Source organism: Granulicella sp. L60 (assembly GCF_009765825.1).
Lineage (GTDB): Bacteria > Acidobacteriota > Terriglobia > Terriglobales > Acidobacteriaceae > Edaphobacter.
The window spans coordinates 1-23,328 of record NZ_LMUR01000011.1 but is presented as its reverse complement, the minus strand read 5'-3'; the positions used below and the strand labels follow the sequence as shown (position 1 = coordinate 23,328).

Genomic DNA, 23,328 nt, shown 5'->3' with positions numbered 1-23,328 from the left:
TTCAGTCTCCGCTCCACTGCTTTTCCATGTATGCACGAGCCGCCAATCCTGCCTTCCGCATCTCTCGCGCACCCTTGGATTCGAGCCGGTTGCGAAGATCCGTTGACCCCGCTCGCGCATCCGCAATTGCATCGATCAGTTCTTTTTGGATTTGAGCCACTGTGGCCGGCGCAGGAGTGTCGGGATCTTGTATGTGTAGCAGTTTGTGGAGAAGGCCGAGCTTGGCGTAGTCGCGCACGTCATACGACATCGGAGGAACCTCATGGCCGAGGCGGTCGAGGTCCGCAACCGATCGAAGCGTGATGCGGGCGGCTGCTTCCTTGTGCATGGCGTGGATCACGATATCGTCATCATCGAAAGCGAGGATGCGGTTGGCCTGATAGCCATGCGTCAGGAAGCCTCCGGAGAAAGCGTGTCCCACAATCAGAGCGATGACCGGATGTCCCTTCATCCGCGCAGAGGCGTAAGCATCAGCCGCAGTCGCGGCAGCCAGGAAGATAGCGGCGGTTTCTTCGCGGCGACCATAGGCCTGGCTCTTCACATCCACGATGGCGACTATAGGTCTTTTCTTCACGTTCTCGCTGTGGTCGATGACCTCACTCACACGGGTTGCCAGCGTATAGGCCTCTTCGAGCCCCACCTCACCACGCCGGACACACGGAAAGCGGGCTTTTGGATCCGGCACAACGCAGAGAAATCGCGCTGTGTCTTCGCCGAGCCTCGCATCCGCTGTAAGCACGGACCCGGGATCGCCACCCATGGGTGAATTCACACTGGTTAACGCCTGGAACCATGTCTTACCGCGAAGTCCCACCTGCTTACTCATCACGCGCTTCCTTCTTTTGTCTTAGCTTGTTTGTTATTCCAGTTTTTTCTCAGAGTGAGCGGCTCGATCTGCTGTGAGGTGTCTAGTGCTGCAATGCCGTCGCGATAGAGGTCAATCTGCTGGCTGCGATGCACGACGGGCAGCCCGACTTTCAGGCACCGTTGGACGGCTGCGGCAATCTCCTTCGCATCGTCCTGGAGGAGTTCATCGGCAACTCCCATCCCGACACGCTGTTCACCTCCAAAGACTGCCCAGATGAGCGCTCGATCCGAGGAGTCGAATTCCTCGATCCCGGACTCTTGTTCAATCACCTCAGCGCCGTTCAGACCAAGTCGCGCTTCCCGCGTCATGAGGATGTAGCTCGAAATTCCTGCGACAAGGGACATGCCGCCGAAGCATCCGACCGTTCCGGCGATCACGGTAACGACCGGTGCATGCTGCCGCAGTGCAAAGATCGATGCCATCACTTCGGCAATCGCCGCAAGCCCGAGGTTGGCTTCCTGCAGCCGCACACCGCCTGTCTCAAGCAACAACACAGCCGCTGTCTTTCTACCGTTCTCCGAATCGTGCGTGGCCAGGTCTAGGGCTGCTGTCATCTTCGCTCCAGATACCTCGCCTATGCTGCCGGCTTGAAATCCTCCTTCGAGCGCAATGACCACAGTGGCCTGGCCAGCGATTGTGCCCTTGAGCACGACGCAGCCGTCGTCGGATTGAGGCGCGATGCTTTGCATGGGCAGCCATGGGGACTCGATGCGATCGAATGGCCCGACAAGTTCCCGCCAGGAACCGGGATCCATCAGAGCCTGCGCTCTATCTCTTGCCTCCAACTCGATGAAGCTTTCCCGAGTGACAAATGCCGGAATGACAGTCGCGACGCTCATTGTTCGATTACCTCCACAGCCTGTTCGAGCCGTAGCATCACGCTGCCGGGCGTGGCTCCGGCATCGTTGATATGAATGCGAACAGCGCCATCGAATCTCGCAAAGAACCGATCCAATACTGCCTTCCAGCTGCTTCCAAATCCATTTACGCTGGTCTGAATCGATACATGGGCCGACCCGGTTTCTGCAGGTTCCATGAGAACCTCCATATCGCCAGATCCGACGATACCGACGTGTGCCCTTTTGCTAATCCACCGGTTCGCCGAGGGATAATCGAATTTAAGCTGCTCCATCTCTTTCCTCCCATTCACCCTGGTTTTTGCGGACTTCACATGAGTGGCGCTCGACACTATCCAGGAAGATGGTCGCGGCCAGTAAGTCTGCGCTCCCCCCTGGCGACACATGTCTTGCGACCAGCTCGCGATCGAGATTGCGCATCTCGGCTTGCCCGTTTGAACTGCTGGATCCGCCTGCAAGGAGAACGGCTCGTGCACCCGACTTCGCGGCCTGCAAAGCGTCAATACCTCCACGATAGAGAAGGCATGTGTCGTCCAAGTGAGACATAATGCTGAACAAAGCATCGAGCTGGCAGACCGATTTCTGAAAGCCCGCGGCCTGCTGCCTACGCAGAGTGGGAAGGCCATGGTTTACGACGTGAGGGAAATCGTTCGCAGCTTCTCCGCGTGCACCGGCGACGCCGTAGCGGTTGCGCGCGATGTCACCGTGAGTAAGCAGCTCAAGCTGAGCCTGGTACGGAAGGCGAGCAATGGCACCGGCGGAAGCAGCGATCTCTCGCGCCGTCTGATCCTCTCCGTGCGCAGATGCAGCGACTAGAAGGCCGAGAATCCAGATGGCCCCCTTATGCGAATTGCTCCCATGGGTGGCCGTATACATCGCACACTCGGCATGGCGGCCAATCGTGGCAAGCTCCAGGCGCAGGCTTCTATTCAGGTCACGGCCTTGACTTGCCAAACTCATCGCAGCAAAGTACGGTTCGAGGACTGCCGCAGATCGCAACATCACTTCGAGCGACAGATCCTTATGAGCCCCAGGGCCGCGCTGGTCCACGAGCCCAGGCTTCGGCGTAAGTTCAGCCTCCTCCGTTAAGGCCTCGCGCGCTAAAGCAGCAAGCTGATCCGCACGCTTCAAGCTGCGCGTACGCGCAGCAGGGGCGTTCCTAGTGAAGACGATCGTCTTCATTTACCAACTCCTGAAACGCGCGGGTGGTTTGTATAGATCGCCTGACCAGGCAACCAGATCTTCCATACTTCGCGCGGCGAGCAGCGAACGTTTGGCGCTCAGGCGCTGCACACCGATGTCCTCGGGATAGGCGACGATACCTCTTCGCCGAAGAGCAGCAGTCTCTTCAGGTTTTGCACGGAGGCCAATCGGACTGATTCCGGCTACAGCGGCAATCGCTCGTCGTCGCTCCTCGATTCCTTCAGTCTTGTAGAGGTATGCGATTCCTTCCTCGGTGACCACGTGACTGACGTCTTCTCCGTATATCATTACCGGCGCGATCGGCATCCCTGCTTTCCTGCCGACTTGGACAGCATCCAGGGTCTCGACAAACGCAGGCGTGTCTCCCTTCACGAAGGTCTCTACCGCCTGGACCACTATCTTCCGTCCACGGACCATGGGGCTTGGATCCGTTTTCAAATCAAGCCAGGCTGGACTCGCGTGGCGCCGACCGTGAGGATCGTGCCCCATGTTGGCCGCGCCACCATGGCCGGTGATCCGCCCAGCCGTCACAGTGGATGAGTTTGCATCTCCGTCGAGCTGCAATGTCGACCCGATGAAGGCGTCGATTGCATACTGGCCCACGAGTTGACAAAGGACACGATTCGAACGCATGCTGCCATCGCTGCCGTTGAAGAAGATATCGGGGCGAGCGCGGATGTAATCACTCATCCCCACCTCGCTTCCGAAGCAGTGAATGGTCTTTATCCAGCCACTCTCAATCGCCGGAATCAAGGTCGGGTGCGGGTTGATCGCCCAATGCTCGCAGATCTTTCCGCTCAATCCGAGCGATTCACCATAGGTCGGCAGCAAGAGCTCGATCGCTGCGGTAGCGAAGCCGATGCCGTGATTAAGCGAGTGCACCTGGTGACGCTCGTAGACGCCACGGATCACCATCATCCCCATGAGAATCTGGAGGTCGGTAATTTTCCGAGGATCCCGGGTAAAGAGCGGTTCGATCGCATAGGGGCGGTCCGATTCAACGACAACATCAATCCACGAAGATGGGATATCGACACGAGGAAGTTTGTCAACGATGCGGTTTACCTGCACAATAACAATCCCATCGTGAAAGGCGGCGGACTCGACGATCACCGGCGTGTCTTCCGTATTCGGTCCGGTGTACAAGTTGCCTCCCTTGTCGGCCTCTTCTGCGCACACCAGTACAACATTCGGCGTCAGGTCGAGGAACAGACGAGCGTACAGCTCGACATATGTGTGAATGGCGCCAATCTCAAGAACGCCATCTTCGAGTAGCTGCGCTACACGGAGGCCCAATGCCGCGAAGGCGAAATCAATCTTCTTCGCTATTCCCAACTCAAAGAGAGTGAGATGTTCCGGCCTGCTGATGCTGGAGATGATCAGATGCAGGTCATGCAGTTTTTTGGGATCGGCTTTGGCCAAAGAACGGGAAAGAAAGTCAGCCTGCTTTTGGTTGTCGCCCTCGATCACGATGCGGTCACCAGCCTGAATTAGCAGGTGCATTGCATCGAGAATACGATCCGCCTGTAATATCGGCCCATCCATCCATGAGCGGACGGCTTCTATTCGCCTTTTCTTTTCGGCATGACGCGTAGACCAGCTTCTCGTCACGGGAATCGCCTGAACACCCATGGTCTCGCTCTCCCGTCATATCTATGACTGAGTGAATTCTAAGGAGAGAGCCAAAGTTATGTCTTTCGCGATCTAACTGAATTTACGAAAAGCGACTATTTCAACTACGCTATTCTGCCTATTCAGCGACTGACATTGAGAATGTTTAGCTTTTGCTGAGTAAATATCTCAGGGTTGAGGAACTCATCGATAAGCTTTAATTTAAATCTTTCGCAGTGCCGTTCTTCTATCAAGAGCCGTTTCGATGTACTGTGTCTTTGCTTCCCTGTCTTGAAGCCATTTGCTCAGATCTTTGGTGATCTCGAGGTCGGCACCTCAGCGCCATCGGCGCGGATCAAAAGCACTCCTGAGTGTGCACTCTTGCAAACGCATCTTCATTATGAATTATAGTAACTAAGGAATGAGTTGATTGGACCCTAAAAGATTGACATGCAGGATCGGAAATAATTTTCGGTCAAAAACTTTTAATATGAACCGCCCCTACTAAGGCCGATCTGCCAACGATGCCTGCGCAAATTATTTACGGCATGCGGCGGATTCTGCTCGAGGCCCGTCGTCTCATTTCCAGGCTAATTATCAGGCGTCTCCTTAGGTCTCTGTCTACAGAGTTGCCCGGTATACGCGTTCCTCCCCCTCTCAACTCCCAAAGGACATCACATGGCAAACATCGGCTTTCTTTCTCTCAATCTTACAAGTCATCTCAACGTGGGTATGTCACTTGCGAAAGAGCTTGAAGCACGCGGACACAACGTCACATTCTTCAATATCCCTGATGTGAAACGCGTCGTCACGGACAGAGGGTTGCGCTTCGTCGAGATGGGGAGTAAGGAACTCCCGGAAGGGACTCTCCAGCCTCTTCTTGAACAGCTTTCCAAGCTTCAGGGCAATGATGCCTTCGCATTCCTTTTTGCCGGAATGACTGGGTTGACTCACATTGCGGCAGGGTATCTTCCTGATCTACTTCGAAACGAGAAGATCGACGCGCTTGTTATCGACCAATTATTTGCTGGCGGTGCGACCGTAGCGCAGCATCTGAACATACCCTTTGCCTCCATCGCCAGTGCTGTCTTACTCAACCGTTGGGACGGTGCGCCAAATCCAAAGTTTTCCTGTGACTATGACCCATCCGAGGCCGGCATCGAGCGGAACAGAAAACATTGGGAACAGGTGCGCGAAGAATGGAAGCCCTGGACCGATGCAGAGAACATTCATCGTGAGGCATGGGGCCTCCCTCCCTTCCACAACATGGTTGTGGATAGCTTTTCCCCAATCGCGCAGATATCTCAACAACCGAAAGGCTTCGACTTTCCTCGCCCGGACCTGCCCGATCACGTACATTACGTCGGGCCGCTGACTCACCCGTCCATTCGCCGGTCTGCAGACTTTGACTGGGAGAAGTTGAACGGCAAACCCCTTGTTTACGCATCATTGGGGACCCTCCAGAACGGCCTCAATTGGGTTTACAAGGCGATCCTTGAAGCCTGCGCTCCGCTGGACATTCAACTTGTATTGTCAACAGGAGGGGGTCCAGTAGATGAGGCGGAGATCGGCGCGGTGCCGAATAATGCCTTGATGGTTAATTTTGCTCCCCAATTCGACTTGCTGGCGCGATCGTCACTCTGTATCACCCACGGGGGACTCAATACGGCAGTGGAATGTCTGACCCATGGTGTACCGATGGTCGCCGTACCAATCACGCATGAGCAGCCCGGTGTAGCCGCTCGCATTCGTTATACGAATACCGGAAGGTCTATCTCTCTGGACGAACTTGACGCCCATCGCCTTCGAGAACTCGTGAAAGATGTGCTGGTGAATCCGCTGTACCGGGAACAGGCGAAGAAGTTCCAACTACAGATTGCTAAAACAAACCCACTCAAGAAAGCTGCCGACATCATCGAACGCGATGTTGTTAGGAAGTAGCGATGCGCGACGGACTCTTTGCTTTGCCCGGTCGCTTTTTACTCGGACAAGCACACTGTCTTTCGCGTGAACTGACGGACGCGATGGGAGGATCCGAGATGACGCAGTTCGGTCGTGCGCTGGTAGAGCTCAACATTGAGATCCTCTGCGCTAACTCCAGCCAGGAGAAGGGCTGGATCGAGCGGGCTAACCGCACTCTGCAGGGCTGGCTAGTCAAGGAACTGCGACTAGCCGGCCTTTGCGATATGGCAGCTAACAACCGCTTTCTTCCGTCGTTCGTCGAGCACTTCAACGAGCGCTTCGCCTTGACCTCACAGAAGACTGAGAACCTTCACCCTGCACTGCATGTCAAGGCGACTCAACTCGCCGATATCTTGTGCCATCGTGAGCGGCGGCGCGTCAGTCAGCAGCTCACGATGGCTTATGCTCGCAAGTAGATCATCCTAAGACGTAGCCCGGTTAGTGGTGCTCCCCAGTTCTTCAATGTTCCTTTTCGATCGGTGAAAGTTCAATCGCACTGCTTATGCCGTCTTCGTCCACCCGAACTTCAGTGCTGTCATTGTTGTACTTTCTCAATACGAGGGGACTTCGATATGCGATCGTGTCGACCCCAGGCCATGCGAACAAGCGATACCCACCAGGCTTGACCCCGGCAAACGAGAAGTTCCTCTGCTTATCGGTTATTACTTTGTAGATCTCACCCGAATCCTCAGATTGCGCAATCACCTCGGCACTTACAGCAGATCCCTCCCACTCCTCCACAGAGCCACGCATCGGGATGCTCGGCCCCTTGATCTCCAGTTCTAAGTTCACTGTGCCTTGCCCCGGCGCAACTGAGAATTTCGCACCGTCGACGCTTCTCCCCCCTACAGAAACCGAATCCACGTAGGCCTGTTTACCAGGCGGAAGGCTCAGAATGTACTCTCCCGCAGGCACTGAATGAAAGTTGAACACTCCGCCTTTTACCGACGCATTGCGATCGAGTGTCGAACCGTCTGTACTCGAGAGCAATAGCTGCGATAGGGTTACTCCCGATGGAAGCGTCGGGAGCTGGCCGCTTATCTCCACATTGGGAGCAGCTGAGAGAATAAGATGATCCACCGGCGCAGCGGCCACCACAAACCGCAGTGTCGCACGCCGCCCTTCCTGGTTTGCGAGCCAATCCGGTGGAAGAAGAGAGAGCCGAGCGTTTACATCGATATTGGGTGCAGCCGCGATGGGGGGAGCGCTCAGCGGAGAAGCGTTCCTTCCTAACGGAGACTCCACATGTCGCTCTTGCTGGCCTCCGAACCAATTCGCTGTCAGTTGATAGTGCCCCGCTGGAACATTCGATATGACGAACCGGCCTGTGACGCTATCGTATTGGACATTGCTATTGGTATCCAGGGTCAGCCCATCACCCGACTCTGCCTGCAATCTAAGAAATGCATTTGGTGGATGACCCGTGAGCGTGCCTGTGACTTCAAACGACGGTGAATCAGCGATACGTACTTCGGCCCATCCGGCTTCGTTACTTCGCAAAGAGATTGGTGTTGCCTGTTCGAGATCCGTTACACCGGGATAGAAGATTGATTCTGGAAGGGCTCCCGCTGCGGCATCTTGTGCCTTCTGTGTCTGTTTTCCTGACCGGTGCTGAGGGAGAACCTGGATAAGGAATCTTCCCTCCGGAAGCGTCGGGCACTCGAACCCTCCGTCCTGGTGCGTATTTGTACCGCACCTCGCATCCAGCGAAGCAAACCCCTCATGGATCGCCAGCAGGAATACTCGAACCTGCGCGGGATAGGGACTTCCAGAGACATCCAGAACCCTGCCTGATATCGAAGCATGGACTTGACGGACATCCTGGGCGGCAGCTCCAAGAGCCGAGGTTAGACCCATCAACAGAATGCATATCTTCTTCATAGTCGACACAGAGCAGCGAGACGGTAAGACCACGGGGTTTCCTGCAGGTACTTCTAATTAACGAAGGCTTGGTAAGCCAACAAATCGGGCATGGTGAGACGATCCAACACAATCCTTACTGCCGCTGAAGCTCAGCCATTATGCTTACGCCAGATTCTGTACTGTGATATGCGAAAAAGGAGAAAACCCCTTGCCGTGCGGAATTATCATGCGTACGACGCCTCCACATGACCAACTAGGAAGGGTTCAGTTACTTTGCAGCAGAACTGGACTACCCCGCAGCGTGTCGGCGAAACGAATGGGAGCGGCGAATAGTCGCCGCTCCCATTCTCGCTACCCCCAAGGATAGATACACTTGGAACACTATTGCGTATGGCGCCTCCGCATGGCCAACCAGGAAGGGTTCATTTACCTGCATAGGGGTTGAATAGTTGCCTCCAATTAGCGACGTGATCCAGTCCAATAATCAACGCATACATCAAATAACCATTTGTAGCGATTGTAACCGGATTGTTGGTCCGCCAATTAGTTGGGTCCGCTTCGTAGCTTTCAAAATTGAAATCTTCGTCAAACAGCGCATACCAGGGTATAGTGTTGCTTTGCGTACCACCTATTATGAAGTTGCCTACGTTATCAGTAGCGATAGTGGGGGAATATAGAGTATATAAACCCGTACTGGACCAGTCCGGCCAACTCGAGGCTCCAATAAGTTGACTGGTAACCCAAACAACGCTATTAGTACCCATGCCCACGATCGTCAATGAATTCACTATAGGATTGTAGGTAACACTGGGCCACCCATATATCTGTCCGTTACTTATGGATCCGCCATCATGCCATGTACTTCCGTCAAACCACATGCCATACACGTTCAGATTGTTATACCCCGCATACACAAGGTAGATACAACCACAGTTAACGTTATATTGCACAGCGCTCACGGGATAAGGGGTGGTCTGGCCTGAAATTACGGTCCAATACCCGGTCCAACTTTGGTATTCTCCCGAGTTATTAAGATAGATCATGGCGTAATAGATGTGGTCGTCAGTGCCGACGTGGAGTGCCATGTAACTGTTTTGCCCGTAAGGAACAATCACAGGAGCTAGATATGTCCGTGTCGATCCCAGATTGAAGTTGCCGATAGCAGCACTGGGTCCATTTCCAAACGAAAACCACACTTGATCGTCGCTCTCCCCCCTCCACATGCGAATGAGGGTAAACGAACCAACGGTTCTGGCTTCGCTATATTGGCTCAATGTTTGCAGAGTTTGGCCATTAACGTTTTCTTGATTCCATTTGGAGCTTTCGCCCGGAAACGTGGCGAAAGCTTTTGTGGAGGAAGCCACAAGTATGAGAACAGCAAGGATCGCGGTAACGGGCAATAATCGCTTCAAAAATTGATATTTATGCATATAAGCCTCTCATGAGAAAGTTCTGGGGAGTGGATTCTTAGTTTGTTGATCTAGCCTCAAAAGATTTCAGCAAGCACCTGATGAATTAGCATCGAAAGTTGCAATGACATTTCTCCATTGTCTTTCTAACCTAGTCTAGGAAAGATGACGGGATAGGTCTTTCGTGATTGATTGGAGACTTTTGAGAATGCACGATCATTAGCTATATTGTTGAATAAATCGACTTCCTTTCTTCAGAGCAATCAAGGCTACATCGTAAGTTAGTACTAGAGCGTGTTCACACTATCGGAGAGCTTCGACGATGAGTGCAAAGCCGAGGAATAGGACGTCGAGTTTCCCGAAGCGGGAGAAGATTCTGCGGAAGCCCTTGAGCCGCCAGAAGAAGCGCTTGATCTCGTTGCGCATCTTATAGAGGGCCCGGTCATACTTCCACAGGTAGACGCTATTGGATTTTGGCGGGACATTGGGATCATTCCCAGGTTGGGCACCGGTTGTCTGGTTCTAGCGCCCTCATACACCCGATCCATCAACATGGGCAAGCCTCCCGGCATCGCTCCCATATCGGCCAGCAGTGCGTAGCCTTCGGGAGTATCACGCGCACTACGGGGCGATACAGCACACGCCCAAAAGGAATAGATCATGCCATCTGAAGGGAGAAAATCGGTAGTGTTTGGACCACGGTGTTCGACTTGCGATAATCGCGGGAGTGCTAGCTCCAACCATTTAGGGCATTCGGGCAACTTACAGGAGCTGGATCGAGCCTGCCCCCAGCACCTTCACGCTGTCGGCCTACTTCGTCGATGACGCCGGTAAACCCTTTCGGGTAACTGGGTTAAATGGAAAAGTCCGGCATGTGCCAGACTTGATATCTTCTCTCGATTAAGACTTATCAGCCATGTCAGGGCTATGTTATGCAATAGATACGGTTGATCCATTCTTCGGACCGAGTGGATTTTTTGTGTAGCTATACAAACGTGCAGAGTCGAGATATGACGCGGTGGTTAGGTCGGGCCTTTTCGTCCTCCGTTGCCTTATTGTCAAGAACATGCTCGTTTTCACATCTCCCTCATCAAACCGGACATGCACGGCTAACACACTCGTTTCTCGGACAGAACTTCATGCTTTCGCCCACATAAGGTTTTGTCGAAGCATAAGCAGTCGGATGATCGTCCTGCGTTTCTTGCGACTACGCCCATCCTCCTCTTCAACCTAAGTATCGAGACACATCTTCACGCTTGTGAACGCTCTTGTACTTGCGATAACGCTCGGGAAGGGCGTGCCAGTGCACTCCGGAACGCAGGACCCAAATTACACCGTTGATGAAAACACAGTTGAAGAGTGGTTCGCCGAACGGATATCAATGCGGCTTGAACCAATGGGATTTTGAAATCGGCTATCTGAACCCTAGCCCACTCCCTTTCATAGTTGGGAACCGCCTTGTTGATCAACTTGTCCATTTTTTTGATCTGGGCGAGGCGCCTCGCCCGCGCTCATATCTACGACACCACTGTTGACAACGGCCGCTTGAACGCTTGGATTCGTGGCGAGAGTCTCATGGACCATCATTCCGCGCCGTGATTCGCTGTTGAGAAGTATATTTCCCGGTCAGCGTTAGAAAGGCTTCTCGACGCCTTGATCAGGGCGAGCAAGTCATGGACGTCAAATCCACCGTCCTCATCGTTGCCCTCACTGCGAGGACCTCCACGGTAGTTCGAGGCGAGCATGATGTATCCGTGCCGCGCCCAGCTGCTCATGATCATCAGGTTTCTAGTGTTGATGACTTCTATCTCACCGACACCACTGCCGGCACCAGATGATGACAGGCAGTCTCCCATTCCCGCGCTTCATCGTGTGTTTTTACAAAACTCAATCATTTTCGAAAGACTCATTGCATTTCTAGATCTATAAACTTAACCAAGGATATAGGAATAGAACGGATCGACTGTGTCGGCCTGTATCGCTGATATATCGAAATTAAGATGCCTAATACCCCGCCTATGACATATGAAGCCGCCGTCAAACATTTGTACTCCCGCGGATTCGAACTCGCTCCACGTCCTGGAGAAACAACCCCAAATCGTGAGTTCGACCTCAACCAGATGCGGATTTTAGCTGATTCACTCGATAGTCCGCAGGGGCGCTACCCTTCTATCCTAATCGCAGGCACCAACGGCAAAGGATCAACTTCCGCCACCATTGCAAGCATTCTCAATGCCTCAGGCTACAAGACAGGTCTTTACACTTCGCCGCATCTGTCCCGAATTAATGAACGCATCCAAACTTCTGGTTCTGGTGCGTCCAACAATCAGCTCGTCGCCATCACTGACGATGATTTTTCCCGCCTGTATACGCAAATAGATAATGTCGGCACAGAGCTTACACGCAAAGGAACACTCTCGCAGTCCCCTTCTTTGTTTGAGGTCATGACGGCTCTTGCATTCCGTTACTTTGCCGAGCAACAAGTCGACATTGCAGTCCTTGAAGTCGGCCTCGGAGGGCGTCTTGACGCCTCAAATATCGTCCAGCCTCTTGTCTCCATCCTCACGGATATTGATCTTGATCATATGGAATGGCTTGGCGACACGGTTGCAAAAATTGCGAGAGAGAAGGTAGGAATTCTACGCTCCGAAGGCATTCTCGTTACGCTCCCCCAACATCCTGAAGTCGACGAGGTTATCGAGGATGTGGTCACTAGTCTCAATGTCCGTCGCGTAAATGCAGCTGACTACCTCCCTTCACATGACGATCAGTCTTCAAGCTGGACAAATCAGTATACAATTGGCGTTGGGGTCGATCACCTCAGAGTGAACTCGCCTCTTGCTGGCCAACATCAACGGCGCAATCTCGCCATTGCGATCGCCTCTGCATTTGAGCTTCAACGAAATCATGGGTTCTCGAGAATTACGTCTGCCTCCATCGAACAAGGCATCCACCAAACCTACTGGCCGGGCCGGCTCGAATTTATGTCGGGCGACAACCATTCGACCATCCTGCTCGACGTGGCACACAACCCTGCAGGTATTGCCACGCTCCGGTTATATCTCTCATCGATTTTCAATAGCGCCAGTGGATTGCCACACCAACTAATTTTTGGGGCGCTCCGCGACAAGTCTATCCATGAGATGGCACAGAAGTTATTTCCACTATTCCGCGGTTCTATTGATCGTATTCACCTCGTTGCTGTGAACAACCCGCGGGCCGCCTCGCTGGAGGAGCTAAAAGCTGCTACCGATTCTATCGGTGCCGTCACCTTGATGCATGCCTCCGTAGCCGACGCACTCAAAGAGGCTCAAGAGACAGCCAATTCCACTATTGTTATTGCAGGCTCCCTTTTCTTAGTAGGTGAAGCACGCCATCTCCTTCTCGCTGGCAAGAGCTGAAACAAATCTGGGAACCCGATCTAGATAATAGAACTGAGTAACGCAGTCGCTCTCTTACGGCTAAGTTTTGTAGCCTAATTGCGCGCGGCGTGGGGTTAAGTCACTGCACCACTGCAAATATATTTGCCGTACCATATCTACAGGTCGCGTAAAGCGGACTCATGAAGTAGAGCAACCAACAGGAACAAAACGGAAGGGCATGTGTTGTATCCAGGGAATGGACTGTCGAAGATTCCGAGAGGAGACGGTCGTAGCCTCAGTCACAAACGATAGTTTGCTGAACAAATATTCTGCCGTCCATGAAGAAGAGCAAACAGGCTCTGTTACAGATCATGCATAAAGAAATAAACGTCAAGCTTATCAATGCGGCAGAAGCAAAGGAAAACTATGGCTATATTCAATTCGCTGACCCCCTCACCGAACTCCCTAATACTACGAAAGCTCGGCACAGTCGAGCGGCTCCACTGGCTCTGGAACCAGAATCATCCGAACCACTTCGTCATGGCTGCCCATGTAATGGGCGCAACCACGGAAACAATGTGGCGAAGCGCTTTGAAGCAAATCCAACGGCGACATCCATTTCTCAATGTCTTCCTAGACGAGGACGATCAATCCGGACCAACCTTTCACCTGGCACAGGGATGTGAGGTCCCGCTTGTCATCAAAGAGCGCATGTCGGCTGGTCAGTGGCAGGAAGAGCTGACGAGACAGTTAGAAATTCCATTTGATGAAACCATCGCCCCCCTATTCAGAGTAGTGCTTTTACTCGAAGAAGACGAGTGCGACATTATTCTTACAAGTCACCACGCGATTGCGGATGGAATGTCGATGGTGTATCTCATCCGAGATCTGCTTCAAGCCGTCAGCGGGACGACGTTGGACATGTTGGGCACACCTCCTTCTCAAGAGGAGCGATTTGCCTCTCTCTACAAAACATACTCTGCGCGGGCCTCTGAAGATCGTGTCGCCGCAGGTCCCAAGAAAGAAAAAGAGATCAAACTGGCGAGAAAGTTTGGAAGTCCGAAGGTAAGAAGCCTCCGCTTGTCCGAACTTCAGACGTTGACTCTAATCCGAAAGGCAAAGCAAGAGGGCACTACAGTTCATGCAGCCGTTTGTGCTGCATTGACTCTTGCGGGCAGAGACTCCAGTCCAGCATGGAACGATCAAGAGATCCGAGTCATGTCGATGATCAATATACGAAAGCTGCTGGGCAACCACGAGGATTGTGCTCTTTCAGTTGCTGTCGGCATCGTTCCATTTGAGCCGAAGCCCTCCACCGATCTTTGGCAGTTAGCTCGCTGGGCTAAAGAGGCCCTGGCTCCCTCTCTGACACTCGAGAGCATTATCGAGTTGAGTCACGCCGTTGAAACGGCTCTTCCGGAAGGCACGGATGCCGAGGGCCTCTCAAAATTCGCATCCCAAGGGTTAAAGCACGATCTTGTTGTCACAAACGTGCAACGGATCCCCTTCGATACAAACTTCGGAGACATCCATCTGGAAGCCGTCTGGGGTCCGTCAGCCTTGAATGAAGTCGAGGGCGTCCAGGCTGTTGCACTTGCGACCACAAATGACTCGATGTGCCTCGTTCACACAAGCTATACGCCCATCGAGGATCTTTTAGAAAATGCTGTGGGACGATTACTCGACGCGTGCTCCTGGTGACGATTCGACGGCGTCTCCATGCCCTCTCACGAGATTGGATCACGATTTGTAAGAGCTTTGCCGCTGTACTGCGGTCCTTGGTTACGGTTGCGCTCTTGGAGATTGAACCTAGTGCGCATATGGTGGGTTTCTATAGATAAGGGAAGAGAGCAAGGACGTTTTTTGATGGAACCATCAAAAGTATCTAACTTGAATGCGAGTTTCTCGTTACGAGTGGCTCAGAATCAGCAGCGCTTAGCTGAGAATATCTTAAGCTCATACGACTTTGTGATCTGTGGAGCTGGGAGTACCGGTTCGGTGATAGCTCGACGACTTGCAGAGAATGAGAACGTGAAAGTACTGCTGCTGGAGGCCGGAGGAAGTGATGATTTACCTTCCTGCACAAATCCCAATCTCTGGCCGTCGACGCTTAAATCTGATCTTGCCTGGCAGTTCGAAACACAGCCAGAAAAGCATCTTCTAGGGCGCACCCTACCATACCCAATGGGCAAGGTTCTTGGTGGAGGTTCCAGCATCAACGCGTGTGTATGGCTCGTAGGTCACAAGAGTGACTGGGACTTCTTTGCAGAATGTACTGGGGATTCGGCGTGGTGCCACGAAGCTGTCCGCAAGCTATATCACCGGATCGAGGACTGGCGCGGAGAAGCCGATATTAATTACCGCGGACACAGGGGTCAGGTATATATAACGCCTAATCGCAATGCACCTTTAGCGCCCGCCTTTCTAGAAGCGGTAGTGTCTGCCGGAATCCCACGATTCGACTCTCAGAATGGTCCTTTAATGGAAGCCGATAGCGGTTGCTCCATAGCCGAGTTGAATGTGCATGATGGAAGCCGCCAGTCCATCTTTCGCTCCTACACCTATCCCGTAATGGACCGTCCCAATCTAACCGTACTGACAAGAGCACTTGTCACGAAGATCCTATTCTCTGACAATAAGGCAACGGGCGTGGAATTCATTCATCTGGGCAAAGTAGTCACCGTACAGGCGGGTGTAGAAGTTGTCGTCTCATCTGGAGCGATACAAACTCCAAAGCTGCTGATGCAGTCTGGAATTGGTCCACGCGACCAACTCATCCGTTTTGGTATACCTGTCATTAACCACCTGCCCGGTGTTGGCCAGAACCTCCAGGACCATCCGTTATCGGGTTGTCTCTGGGAAGCACCGGAGGTCCCCGAATCGACTTCAGTGTTGACCCAGGCTATTGCTCTATGGAAAAGCGCTCCTGAGAAACTTACGCCTGACATAGCTGCGTACCTGATTGCACGCCCTCTTGCCACGGAGAATGGAGGAGCTAGACCAAAAAGTATGGTCTGGGGAATTCGGTCGGCCGTGCTCCAGCCTCGAAGCCGTGGCCAACTGCTCTTGACCGGTCCGAATGCCTCGGACGGCATGCGTATCGAGCCAAACCTCTTGTCCGATCCCATGGATAGAACTGCAGCCCTCACGGCCCTCAAGTTCTGTCGCGAGTTAGGGAGGTCACCTTCTCTGCGAGCATTCGCTGGTCGCGAACTGGAACCCGGGAATCTCGACGATAGAGGCATGGAAGACTATCTCCGACGTACCGTACAAACTTTCTGGCACCAGAGTTCCACGGCAAAGATGGGTAAGGACGACATGTCGGTAGTCGGAGGCGATTTGTTGGTACATGGAGTGCAGAGACTTCGAATTGCCGATGCTTCGGTGCTTCCCCGTATCACCACTGGCAACACGATGGCACCTTCCGTGGTGATTGGAGAGCGAGCAAGCGACGCCATACGAAGCCACCATGGCGTCTGAAGCTTCGAGCGCAACGGTCTAGCTTGTCCTCTGGGGACATCGTGTGGACATGTTATTAATTGATGTCCATCCCTTAATAAAGCTTTAGTGACAATGAGGCTCGTTGATGTCTGTCCTCGCTGTTGAGTAAGGGAGGTGCACAAGTTCTCTCGTCAGCTTGAACGAGTTGGGGCAAGCAGGAGAGTTTCCCAAGCATCAGGCACAAAGCTCTGGCCTCATCTACACATTAGCCATATATTAGCCATCGCTACCTCGCATCCTTCGGAACATCGTTTACGGTGCTACGAAGATATAGATCTATCTTTCTCGGTTTCGGTAACGGTTCGAATATAGGTCTGCAGGCGATACCCTCAAAGGGAAAGTACAAGACGCATTTGCCTTGGATATCCACATTCAGGTTTCCATTAGACAGTGAATGCTATCGGGAAGCTGCCTGCGCTGCCTTTTCGATGATCGCCGCTACCTCTTTGGGATGAGACTCGTACACAGAGTGGCTCGCACCGGTGATCTCCAATGTATGGCTATTGGCTCGCTTAGCGTACCAACGCTCGAGCTCGGGATTGATGATCCGGTCTGCACCAGCAACGATCACCCAACTTGGCTTAACGCGCCACGCTGGTGTCGTGACGATGCCAGCAAAGTTCGAAATTGAAGTCAATATTTGCGAGTTGGCCTCAAACTTAGCTTGAGCCTGAGGAAGATCCGCAGCAAAGTATGAAGGGAAAGCGACCTGATCGAGATAGTTGAAGTCGTCAGAAGTGGACTTGATGAATCGAGATTTAGCTAGATCGCTAGAGAATTTTCTTGCCATCCGCTGATTCACTCTCGCCAGCATCGGGCATATGGGCCGCGACATAGACCAGGCTGACAACGTGGGAATCAGTGCCGGCTTGCGAGATCACGCTCCCCCCGTAGCTATGACCGACCAGCACAGTTGGCCCGGACTGCATAGCAAGAATGCGTCGCGTCGCGGCTACATCTGCCTCAAATGAGGTAAGAGGTTCCTGCACGACGAAAACCTTATACCCATCTTTGACAAGAATAGCGTAAACCGGTTTCCATCCGGACCCGTCGACCCAGGCACCGTGCACGAGGACAATATTCTTTGCCGGAGCGTTCTGTGCGAACACAGGCTTAGCTTCCGGCAAAGCAATGAACGCGAGTAATACCGCCGCAAATGTTGTGACTTGTTTCAGCACTGTGATTCCTCCAAATGATATTGATCGCGGCAGCTATAGGCCCTAGAGTAAGTCAGACTTCACCATACGAATCGCATGAGCATCATGGACACGTAGTTTGCAAGCGATGGAGATCGCTTATGTCATTTTCGACGCTACATCGACCTCGCATTCTTCACGTCCCCCTTCGGACTCGCCATCTGCAACCACATCTAGTGTAAGAGCAGAAAGACAGGGAATCTTTCGTGATCGAACCACATTTTGGATAAATGCACGACCATGAATCCTGTTGTATTGCACTCTCTCTCGGCCCTTGGTGACGCAGTAATTATTCCTTAGAACATGCCTGAGAACTGAGACAGGCCCACGGAAGGGACGTGCCAATGAATCATCGTCGGCGGTATGGCTAGCTACCTAGGCATTCTAACTTCACCTTTGGAATCTGCACCCGCTAACCCCTCCAAAGTTTGGAAGAAGCCTTCGATGTGATCCAGCTCATAATCGTGCATTTCCGTAAGTCTCGGTTCGATCACGAAAGACGCTCTTCCTTGCTTTTTCTACACTACTTATATTCGCAAGGGGTGATATCTATAGGGATCCCTGAGAATTAGAGGTTGATCCACTGTTTGAGAGTCAAGTAAGTAATCTCTATCGATCTTGCCCCACTAATAACAGGCAGTGACCTCGAGGAGAAATCGTTCCAGGAGATTTGCAAAGCAGGAGTTAATCGCACGGGCTGTTCTTGAAGCACATTGAGGGATGGAATTTTTAGCAAATCCAGAAGTGACTAAAAGATAATGGCACTCGGCGAGGATCGTCTCTACTTTATTCAGCGAGACCCGTAAGGTGAAGCGTGAGACGTGGCAACGCCACAGCATTTTGGAATTCAGAATATATACATCCTCAACCTGTCAATATGTTCTTCGAAATATTAGCTCTATTGCTAAACCTTTGTTCAAAATCCCGTCAATGATCCCGAAACCAACCAGAAAGCAATGCGCGGAGAAATCTTATGTTTAAGAACAGATCTTTTGGGGCCATACTGATCGCCTGTCTTTTCCTTAGCCTAAGTTCAGCGAGCGGACAGGATCACGCCGAGCATTCCCTTCATGTAGACATTCCCGTAAAGTTAGAAAAAGCTAATGTTGTGTTCGACATCGGCCATGCAGTTTACCTTGGCGATATGCCCTTTGTCATAGGAGACCTCAATTTGCTGGCCAATGATTTCCGCGATGGTAATACCAAAGGTCAGATTGTTGCCGTTCTTCACGGAGATGCTGCCTATTTCGTGCTGAATGACGAGGCTTATAACATCAACCGTCATGTTAAAACGGGTAACCCCTACGGGGCACTTATCGCTGGATGGATGAAGGAGGGTGTGCAAGTCGAATTATGTGGTGCCACCGCCCACGCCAATCATTGGGGCAATGCAGACCTTATTTTCGGAGTGAAGGTAGATACCGACGCGATGATCAGAGTAACTCAACTGGAGCAGCAGGGTTACACCCTCATTTACCAGTAAAAGACTGGCCTATATCGCCATACTCCACGTTGAGACCAACATCTGATTTTGAAAGTACAGGAGATAAATCATGAGACACTTGCACTTAATTCCATTGCTCTTAGCGTTTGTTTTACCGGCATGGGGATTCGATAACCCCGCTCAGGCGAATAACGGAATTATCAATGTTTCCAGCAATCACTCGGTCGACCAGACCGTCGATAAACTCAAGGGTATTCTCCAATCGAAGGGGATCACCCTCTTCGCTGTGATCGATCACAGCGGAGAAGCTGCAAAGGTAGGCATAACAATGCTCCCCACTAAACTTCTAATTTTCGGCAATCCCAAGGGAGGGACGGCCCCGATGCTAGCCGCACCCAGCATCGCTCTTGATCTCCCGTTGAAGATTCTTGTTTGGGAAGATAGCCAGGGAATGGTCTGGCTCTCCTACAATAGCCCCCAATATTTAAAAGAGAGACACAACCTGCCGGATAACCTCGTGCAGAATATCTCTGCCGTCAAAGCATTGGCTAATAGCGCTGCCGAGTAATTACGCCGTCTGGTAATTTGACATGGGCGCGCTCCAGGAAAAATGATGAAGCGCATTATCGGTCCGAGGTTTATCGGAGCTTCCCTCGTATTGCTATTGTGTATTCCTGGGCGCGCCCAAAAGTCGGCGATGACCGAGTCTTTGCCCGAATTAGATGTTCATGTCGGATTGAACTTAAATGTTCGCCTCGTGTTTCAGGATAAACGGATGCTGGACGATAGTGGACTCATTGGTACGGAGTTGGGGCCCAGCATAGAGTTTTACCTGAAGCCGATTCGCATTCTCAGAGAGGTCACACTCTTCAATCTTGATGAGACAAAATCCGTACCCCTCACGATGTCAATTGGTTACCGGAAACTCATCTATCCGGGCAAACCTACAACTAGTCGAGTGGATCCAGTTGTAGAAGTCCATCTGCCCTTATGGGGGCATATATTAGTTACCGACCGAAACCGCGCCGATATAGATCGGACCGACGGCAGTCTTGACTGGCGCTATCGCAATCGATTAACCATGGAACGCCGTTTCACGATTCGCTCCTATCATCCCGGCCCTTATGCCAGCGTCGAATTCCTCCATACCAGTAGGTATGGAAAGTGGAGTAACACACGCCTCGACGTAGGCTGTCTGCTGCCACTCAGTAGACACCTCGATCTCGATTCCTATTACGAACATGATAACGACACGGGACCCCGACCTAATCAGCAGATTAACGCTGCAGGATTCATTCTCAATCTTTATTTTCCAAGGCACATGAAATGAGCCCATCAGCTCTCGCATGGAACGTGCTTCGCTGCTGCCAGTGCTGCGTACCATTCTTACATCACCGATCAAATGGTGAGACCAACAGCCTCGGTTTCCTTTTGGCGGATGTGTAATTGCTGGCGAGAATCGGGTGCGATACGTCAGCCCTCTTGCGAAGACTGCCTGCCGCATTCGATTGAAAGAGTCGAGGGTGGCTATCGCTCCATCTCAATTGGCAGTCAGCAGATGTGGTTGATTTATGTCCATGCAGCCACATCCACTGGGAATAGTAACCCACGGGATTGCTATCAGCCCAATCGGCAACCAATTACCCAGAATCGTTTATAGCTCAACCTGCACTGCAGGAAAGTCGATCTCCGTGTCGGCAAGGCGATTGTTGTAATTCGTGAGGGTATTCAGGGAAATATTGGCAATAACTTCAACCATCAGACCATCGTCAACACCAGCCTCTCGCGCAACCGCAAGATCTGCATCGTCTACCAGGCCTTTGTGCTGAATTACCTTCACGGCAAACGTCGCAATGGCATTGTCCAGTGCATTGCCGCTCTTTCCAGCCCGGGCATTGAGAATTTCGGAGGAACTTAAGCCTACAGTCGCTGCGGTTTGAGTGTGACCCGAGAGGCAATACTGACAGGCGTTTGCCTGTGCGGTTACCAGAGCTACGATCTCTCGCTGGCGGCTCGTCAAACGACCCCTCATAAGGGCTTTCGAAAAAGCATGATAGCCGTTGAAAGCAGCAGAAGACTGGGCGAGGGTAGCCATAGCATTCGGCACTTTGCCCCTCCGGGCCTTTATGTCATCGAGAATTGCTGTAACAGCTGCATCGGCTGATCCAAGAACTGGCGAAATGCGCGGCATTGATATTCTCCATTATGTGATCCAAGGATCGTTTTTAAATCGCTCCTTCCGAAGTCCTGGCCTTCAATTAGAGCGATATTGACGTTGTAACGTAGTCTCTATGCTGATTTGTAACGAAGAGCTCTGATCTCATAAGTTCACAAGCCGGCGTAGACCAACCTGGTAAAGTGGGCCGGAGCGATCACAAAACGTCCCCACTTATCGTCAAACGCTGCCGTTGGTTTTGCAGCAACTACTTCATCTATTGATTTGCCCTGACGCTTCAGTGCAGCTATGTTGTCGCGTACTGTTACGAGCATATTGCGAAATTCAATCAACTGAGCGCGTGTGCCGACTGGACCGTGGCCGGGAATCATAATTGTCTTATCGGTAGTGCGTTCGACTGCTTTGTCGGCCCATTTGATCGCGTCGTTGATATTGCCGCCATCCTGGTTATCAATAAATGGATAGTTGCCATTCCAAAATAGATCTCCAAGAGCCATCACATCTGCTTTTTCAAAATAGATCCATACATCGCCATCGGTATGGCCAGGACCATAATGTTCAACATGAATTATGTCCCCTCCGAACCTGAATATCTTGCTGTCATCTATTAGGAGAGTCGGACGTGCATCGGCTGTTACAGGTGGGAGCGTCCAGTTCCAATCGTCAACGTGAGTCGCTTGAGACAAATGCTTCAGCGTATTCCGTTGTGCGACGATAGTTGCGCCAGATTCATGCAGCCAAGCATTACCATCAGTATGATCCCAATGCCAATGAGTATTCACTACGTATTTCACTGGTGTAGGACTGATCGCGCTGAGTGCGACCTTCATTTTGGACTCTGACACCCCAATGCCCGCGTCAACGAGAAACTTTCCTTGTTTTCCGGATAAAATGATGACGTTGGCTCCAGATCCCATTATTACGCTGATATTTCCACGCAACTTTTCTGTTACCAGATCACCCTCTGCTCTGCGAAGATAATGAGCCCCTGCGCCCGTATGAAAATAATCATTTGGCATAATACCTGAGGGCAACGGTTGCACTGAAGTCGGCGGAGTCTGGGCGAACGCAGGTGGTACAAGGAGACACAATGCGAAGCCAGCATAAAGGACCTTTGAAAGGGGACGATTGCACCCTATGACGATGAGATTTTCTAAGAAATGCCTCATATTGATTTATTTTCCTCGTTTGGGCCGATTTGACTTTCCAATAGCATCCTGCATACACGCCCAAGTACATACCTTTGTACCGGCGAATCGACATGGCCATGTATTGAGTCCACGACTATCCGGTATCCAGAGACGATAGCCGTTTTCTTGTCGCGACTATGCCTCAAGTTTCGGCATAAGTAATCTCTAAACAACTCTAATCAGAGTGAAAACCAAAAGCTTCCATGAATGCACTGGATTTATGGAAATGCACGTATGTCAAATTGCCCATTCAATATCTGACATAACATCTTCGTGCATGTTCAACGCTTCAACTGCTTTCCATAGCAACGGGAGCGAAAGATCCAGCAGCGACCTTAACACCAAATAAGAGGCGGCCCATCACTTTTGTCCTGGATCTCCACTTATGACGTCTTGCGTGGTAATCACTTTACTTTAAGCAGGAAGGTTTGCTGCATGAATGCCAACGATCACAAAGACGACTTGCGACGGAGGTAGGCCTTAGCCGAGTCCGCCAACGTAACGACCGCTGCCCCAAGCATGATTACGTCTTTGACGATAAGCCTCCCCGCTCCTGACAAATAAGGGAACCCATAAGCTGAATCTCCGAGAGCCGGAACCCATGCTTCGGGGGTGGTTACTAGAGCGTGTTTCATAAACACCTGCGCATTGTGATCCAGAGGCAAGCGAGATAGAAGAAGGCTCTG

At 51.9% G+C, this 23,328-nt stretch carries 20 protein-coding genes and 3 pseudogenes; 8 read left to right on the top strand and 15 right to left on the bottom strand.

Annotated features, from left to right (window positions below; all coding sequences use genetic code 11):
- Window position 1: 1 nt before the first annotated feature.
- From mdcE to mdcA, 5 genes are read right to left on the bottom strand one after another with little or no spacing between them, the layout of a single operon-like run.
- The gene (gene mdcE, locus GSQ82_RS06440) at window positions 2-826 is read right to left on the bottom strand and encodes a biotin-independent malonate decarboxylase subunit gamma (protein ID WP_158791390.1); all 825 of its coding nucleotides are present in this window, start codon (window positions 824-826) and stop codon (window positions 2-4) included.
- Entirely contained in the window at window positions 826-1,707 is an 882-nt protein-coding gene (locus GSQ82_RS06435) for a biotin-independent malonate decarboxylase subunit beta (RefSeq protein ID WP_158791388.1), read from the bottom strand. The genes mdcE and GSQ82_RS06435 overlap by 1 nt, the downstream gene beginning before the upstream one ends.
- Window positions 1,704-2,000, bottom strand: coding sequence for a malonate decarboxylase subunit delta (locus GSQ82_RS06430; protein WP_158791386.1), 297 nt, complete (start codon window positions 1,998-2,000; stop codon window positions 1,704-1,706). The genes GSQ82_RS06435 and GSQ82_RS06430 overlap by 4 nt, the downstream gene beginning before the upstream one ends.
- Entirely contained in the window at window positions 1,987-2,907 is a 921-nt protein-coding gene (locus GSQ82_RS06425; RefSeq protein WP_158791384.1) for a triphosphoribosyl-dephospho-CoA synthase, read from the bottom strand. The genes GSQ82_RS06430 and GSQ82_RS06425 overlap by 14 nt, the downstream gene beginning before the upstream one ends.
- Entirely contained in the window at window positions 2,908-4,560 is a 1,653-nt protein-coding gene (gene mdcA / locus GSQ82_RS06420) for a malonate decarboxylase subunit alpha (protein ID WP_158791382.1), read from the bottom strand.
- Between the two features lie 657 nt (window positions 4,561-5,217).
- On the opposite strand from mdcA, the gene GSQ82_RS06415 reads away from it, so the two are divergent.
- Together GSQ82_RS06415 and GSQ82_RS06410 are read left to right on the top strand one after the other, a co-directional pair.
- A complete protein-coding gene (locus GSQ82_RS06415) occupies window positions 5,218-6,480 on the top strand; it encodes a glycosyltransferase (RefSeq protein WP_158791380.1) in 1,263 nt (420 codons plus the stop codon).
- A 27-nt stretch (window positions 6,481-6,507) separates the two neighbouring features.
- Window positions 6,508-6,914 (top strand): annotated as a pseudogene (locus tag GSQ82_RS06410) (ISNCY family transposase); the annotation flags it as partial.
- Window positions 6,915-6,960: 46 nt separating this feature from the next.
- Here the strand turns inward: GSQ82_RS06410 and GSQ82_RS06405 are convergent.
- The 5 genes and pseudogenes from GSQ82_RS06405 to GSQ82_RS06390 form a co-directional block, all read right to left on the bottom strand.
- Entirely contained in the window at window positions 6,961-8,382 is a 1,422-nt protein-coding gene (locus GSQ82_RS06405; RefSeq protein ID WP_158791378.1) for a hypothetical protein, read from the bottom strand.
- Between the two features lie 404 nt (window positions 8,383-8,786).
- Complete coding sequence (locus GSQ82_RS06400) at window positions 8,787-9,794, bottom strand: hypothetical protein (RefSeq protein ID WP_158791376.1); 1,008 nt, start codon at window positions 9,792-9,794, stop codon at window positions 8,787-8,789.
- Window positions 9,795-10,076: 282 nt separating this feature from the next.
- Window positions 10,077-10,411, bottom strand: a pseudogene (locus tag GSQ82_RS24980) (IS5/IS1182 family transposase); the annotation flags it as partial.
- A 614-nt stretch (window positions 10,412-11,025) separates the two neighbouring features.
- Window positions 11,026-11,127: pseudogene (locus tag GSQ82_RS06395) on the bottom strand (transposase); the annotation flags it as partial.
- 229 nt (window positions 11,128-11,356) lie between these two features.
- On the bottom strand, window positions 11,357-11,629 hold the full coding sequence (locus GSQ82_RS06390) for a S9 family peptidase (RefSeq protein ID WP_158791374.1): 273 nt from the start codon (window positions 11,627-11,629) through the stop codon (window positions 11,357-11,359).
- Between the two features lie 144 nt (window positions 11,630-11,773).
- Here GSQ82_RS06390 and GSQ82_RS06385 point away from each other — a divergent pair, with 144 nt between their 5' ends.
- From GSQ82_RS06385 to GSQ82_RS06375, 3 genes are all read left to right on the top strand, one after another.
- Window positions 11,774-13,174, top strand: a complete 1,401-nt coding sequence (locus GSQ82_RS06385; RefSeq protein WP_254061469.1) for a folylpolyglutamate synthase/dihydrofolate synthase family protein — start codon at window positions 11,774-11,776, stop codon at window positions 13,172-13,174.
- 363 nt (window positions 13,175-13,537) lie between these two features.
- A complete protein-coding gene (locus tag GSQ82_RS06380) occupies window positions 13,538-14,836 on the top strand; it encodes a condensation domain-containing protein (protein ID WP_216847031.1) in 1,299 nt (432 codons plus the stop codon).
- 165 nt (window positions 14,837-15,001) lie between these two features.
- Complete coding sequence (locus GSQ82_RS06375; protein ID WP_158791368.1) at window positions 15,002-16,615, top strand: GMC family oxidoreductase; 1,614 nt, start codon at window positions 15,002-15,004, stop codon at window positions 16,613-16,615.
- Between the two features lie 418 nt (window positions 16,616-17,033).
- Here the strand turns inward: GSQ82_RS06375 and GSQ82_RS24975 are convergent, their stop codons facing one another.
- Complete coding sequence (locus GSQ82_RS24975; RefSeq protein ID WP_254061468.1) at window positions 17,034-17,426, bottom strand: alpha/beta fold hydrolase; 393 nt, start codon at window positions 17,424-17,426, stop codon at window positions 17,034-17,036.
- Window positions 17,407-17,814: a triacylglycerol lipase gene (locus GSQ82_RS24970; protein ID WP_254061467.1), complete on the bottom strand. Its 408-nt coding sequence runs from the start codon at window positions 17,812-17,814 to the stop codon at window positions 17,407-17,409. Before GSQ82_RS24970 ends, GSQ82_RS24975 begins: the two co-directional genes overlap by 20 nt.
- Window positions 17,815-18,805: 991 nt before the next feature.
- On the opposite strand from GSQ82_RS24970, the gene GSQ82_RS06365 reads away from it, so the two are divergent.
- The 3 genes from GSQ82_RS06365 to GSQ82_RS06355 all read left to right on the top strand — a co-directional run bounded on the left by GSQ82_RS06365 (window position 18,806) and on the right by GSQ82_RS06355 (window position 20,606).
- A complete protein-coding gene (locus GSQ82_RS06365; RefSeq protein ID WP_216847030.1) occupies window positions 18,806-19,315 on the top strand; it encodes a DsrE family protein in 510 nt (169 codons plus the stop codon).
- Window positions 19,316-19,385: 70 nt separating this feature from the next.
- On the top strand, window positions 19,386-19,844 hold the full coding sequence (locus GSQ82_RS06360; protein WP_158791366.1) for a DUF302 domain-containing protein: 459 nt from the start codon (window positions 19,386-19,388) through the stop codon (window positions 19,842-19,844).
- A 42-nt stretch (window positions 19,845-19,886) separates the two neighbouring features.
- Window positions 19,887-20,606: a DUF2490 domain-containing protein gene (locus tag GSQ82_RS06355; RefSeq protein ID WP_158791364.1), complete on the top strand. Its 720-nt coding sequence runs from the start codon at window positions 19,887-19,889 to the stop codon at window positions 20,604-20,606.
- 324 nt (window positions 20,607-20,930) lie between these two features.
- Here GSQ82_RS06355 and GSQ82_RS06350 read toward each other — a convergent pair whose 3' ends face one another.
- From GSQ82_RS06350 to GSQ82_RS06340, 3 genes are all read right to left on the bottom strand, one after another.
- Complete coding sequence (locus GSQ82_RS06350) at window positions 20,931-21,467, bottom strand: carboxymuconolactone decarboxylase family protein (protein WP_158791362.1); 537 nt, start codon at window positions 21,465-21,467, stop codon at window positions 20,931-20,933.
- 137 nt (window positions 21,468-21,604) lie between these two features.
- Window positions 21,605-22,621 (bottom strand): MBL fold metallo-hydrolase, encoded by a 1,017-nt coding sequence (locus GSQ82_RS06345; protein ID WP_216847029.1) that lies wholly within the window; start codon window positions 22,619-22,621, stop codon window positions 21,605-21,607.
- A gap of 470 nt (window positions 22,622-23,091) precedes the next feature.
- The coding region (locus GSQ82_RS06340) for a DUF417 family protein (protein WP_174243047.1) at window positions 23,092-23,328 on the bottom strand (237 nt) is incomplete at its 5' end.

Coding starts and splice junctions, on each gene's coding strand:
- GSQ82_RS06435 (WP_158791388.1), bottom strand. CDS start 1,707: ATGAGCGTCGCGACTGTCATTCCGGCATTTGTCACTCGGGAAAGCTTC.
- GSQ82_RS06390 (WP_158791374.1), bottom strand. CDS start 11,629: ATGGGAGACTGCCTGTCATCATCTGGTGCCGGCAGTGGTGTCGGTGAG.
- GSQ82_RS06405 (WP_158791378.1), bottom strand. CDS start 8,382: ATGAAGAAGATATGCATTCTGTTGATGGGTCTAACCTCGGCTCTTGGA.
- GSQ82_RS06425 (WP_158791384.1), bottom strand. CDS start 2,907: ATGAAGACGATCGTCTTCACTAGGAACGCCCCTGCTGCGCGTACGCGC.
- GSQ82_RS06380 (WP_216847031.1), top strand. CDS start 13,538: ATGCGGCAGAAGCAAAGGAAAACTATGGCTATATTCAATTCGCTGACC.
- GSQ82_RS06375 (WP_158791368.1), top strand. CDS start 15,002: ATGGAACCATCAAAAGTATCTAACTTGAATGCGAGTTTCTCGTTACGA.
- GSQ82_RS06350 (WP_158791362.1), bottom strand. CDS start 21,467: ATGCCGCGCATTTCGCCAGTTCTTGGATCAGCCGATGCAGCTGTTACA.
- GSQ82_RS06355 (WP_158791364.1), top strand. CDS start 19,887: ATGATGAAGCGCATTATCGGTCCGAGGTTTATCGGAGCTTCCCTCGTA.
- GSQ82_RS06365 (WP_216847030.1), top strand. CDS start 18,806: ATGTTTAAGAACAGATCTTTTGGGGCCATACTGATCGCCTGTCTTTTC.
- mdcE (WP_158791390.1), bottom strand. CDS start 826: ATGAGTAAGCAGGTGGGACTTCGCGGTAAGACATGGTTCCAGGCGTTA.
- GSQ82_RS06430 (WP_158791386.1), bottom strand. CDS start 2,000: ATGGAGCAGCTTAAATTCGATTATCCCTCGGCGAACCGGTGGATTAGC.
- GSQ82_RS06345 (WP_216847029.1), bottom strand. CDS start 22,621: ATGAGGCATTTCTTAGAAAATCTCATCGTCATAGGGTGCAATCGTCCC.
- GSQ82_RS06360 (WP_158791366.1), top strand. CDS start 19,386: ATGAGACACTTGCACTTAATTCCATTGCTCTTAGCGTTTGTTTTACCG.
- mdcA (WP_158791382.1), bottom strand. CDS start 4,560: ATGGGTGTTCAGGCGATTCCCGTGACGAGAAGCTGGTCTACGCGTCAT.
- GSQ82_RS06385 (WP_254061469.1), top strand. CDS start 11,774: ATGCCTAATACCCCGCCTATGACATATGAAGCCGCCGTCAAACATTTG.
- GSQ82_RS24975 (WP_254061468.1), bottom strand. CDS start 17,426: ATGGCAAGAAAATTCTCTAGCGATCTAGCTAAATCTCGATTCATCAAG.
- GSQ82_RS06400 (WP_158791376.1), bottom strand. CDS start 9,794: ATGCATAAATATCAATTTTTGAAGCGATTATTGCCCGTTACCGCGATC.
- GSQ82_RS06415 (WP_158791380.1), top strand. CDS start 5,218: ATGGCAAACATCGGCTTTCTTTCTCTCAATCTTACAAGTCATCTCAAC.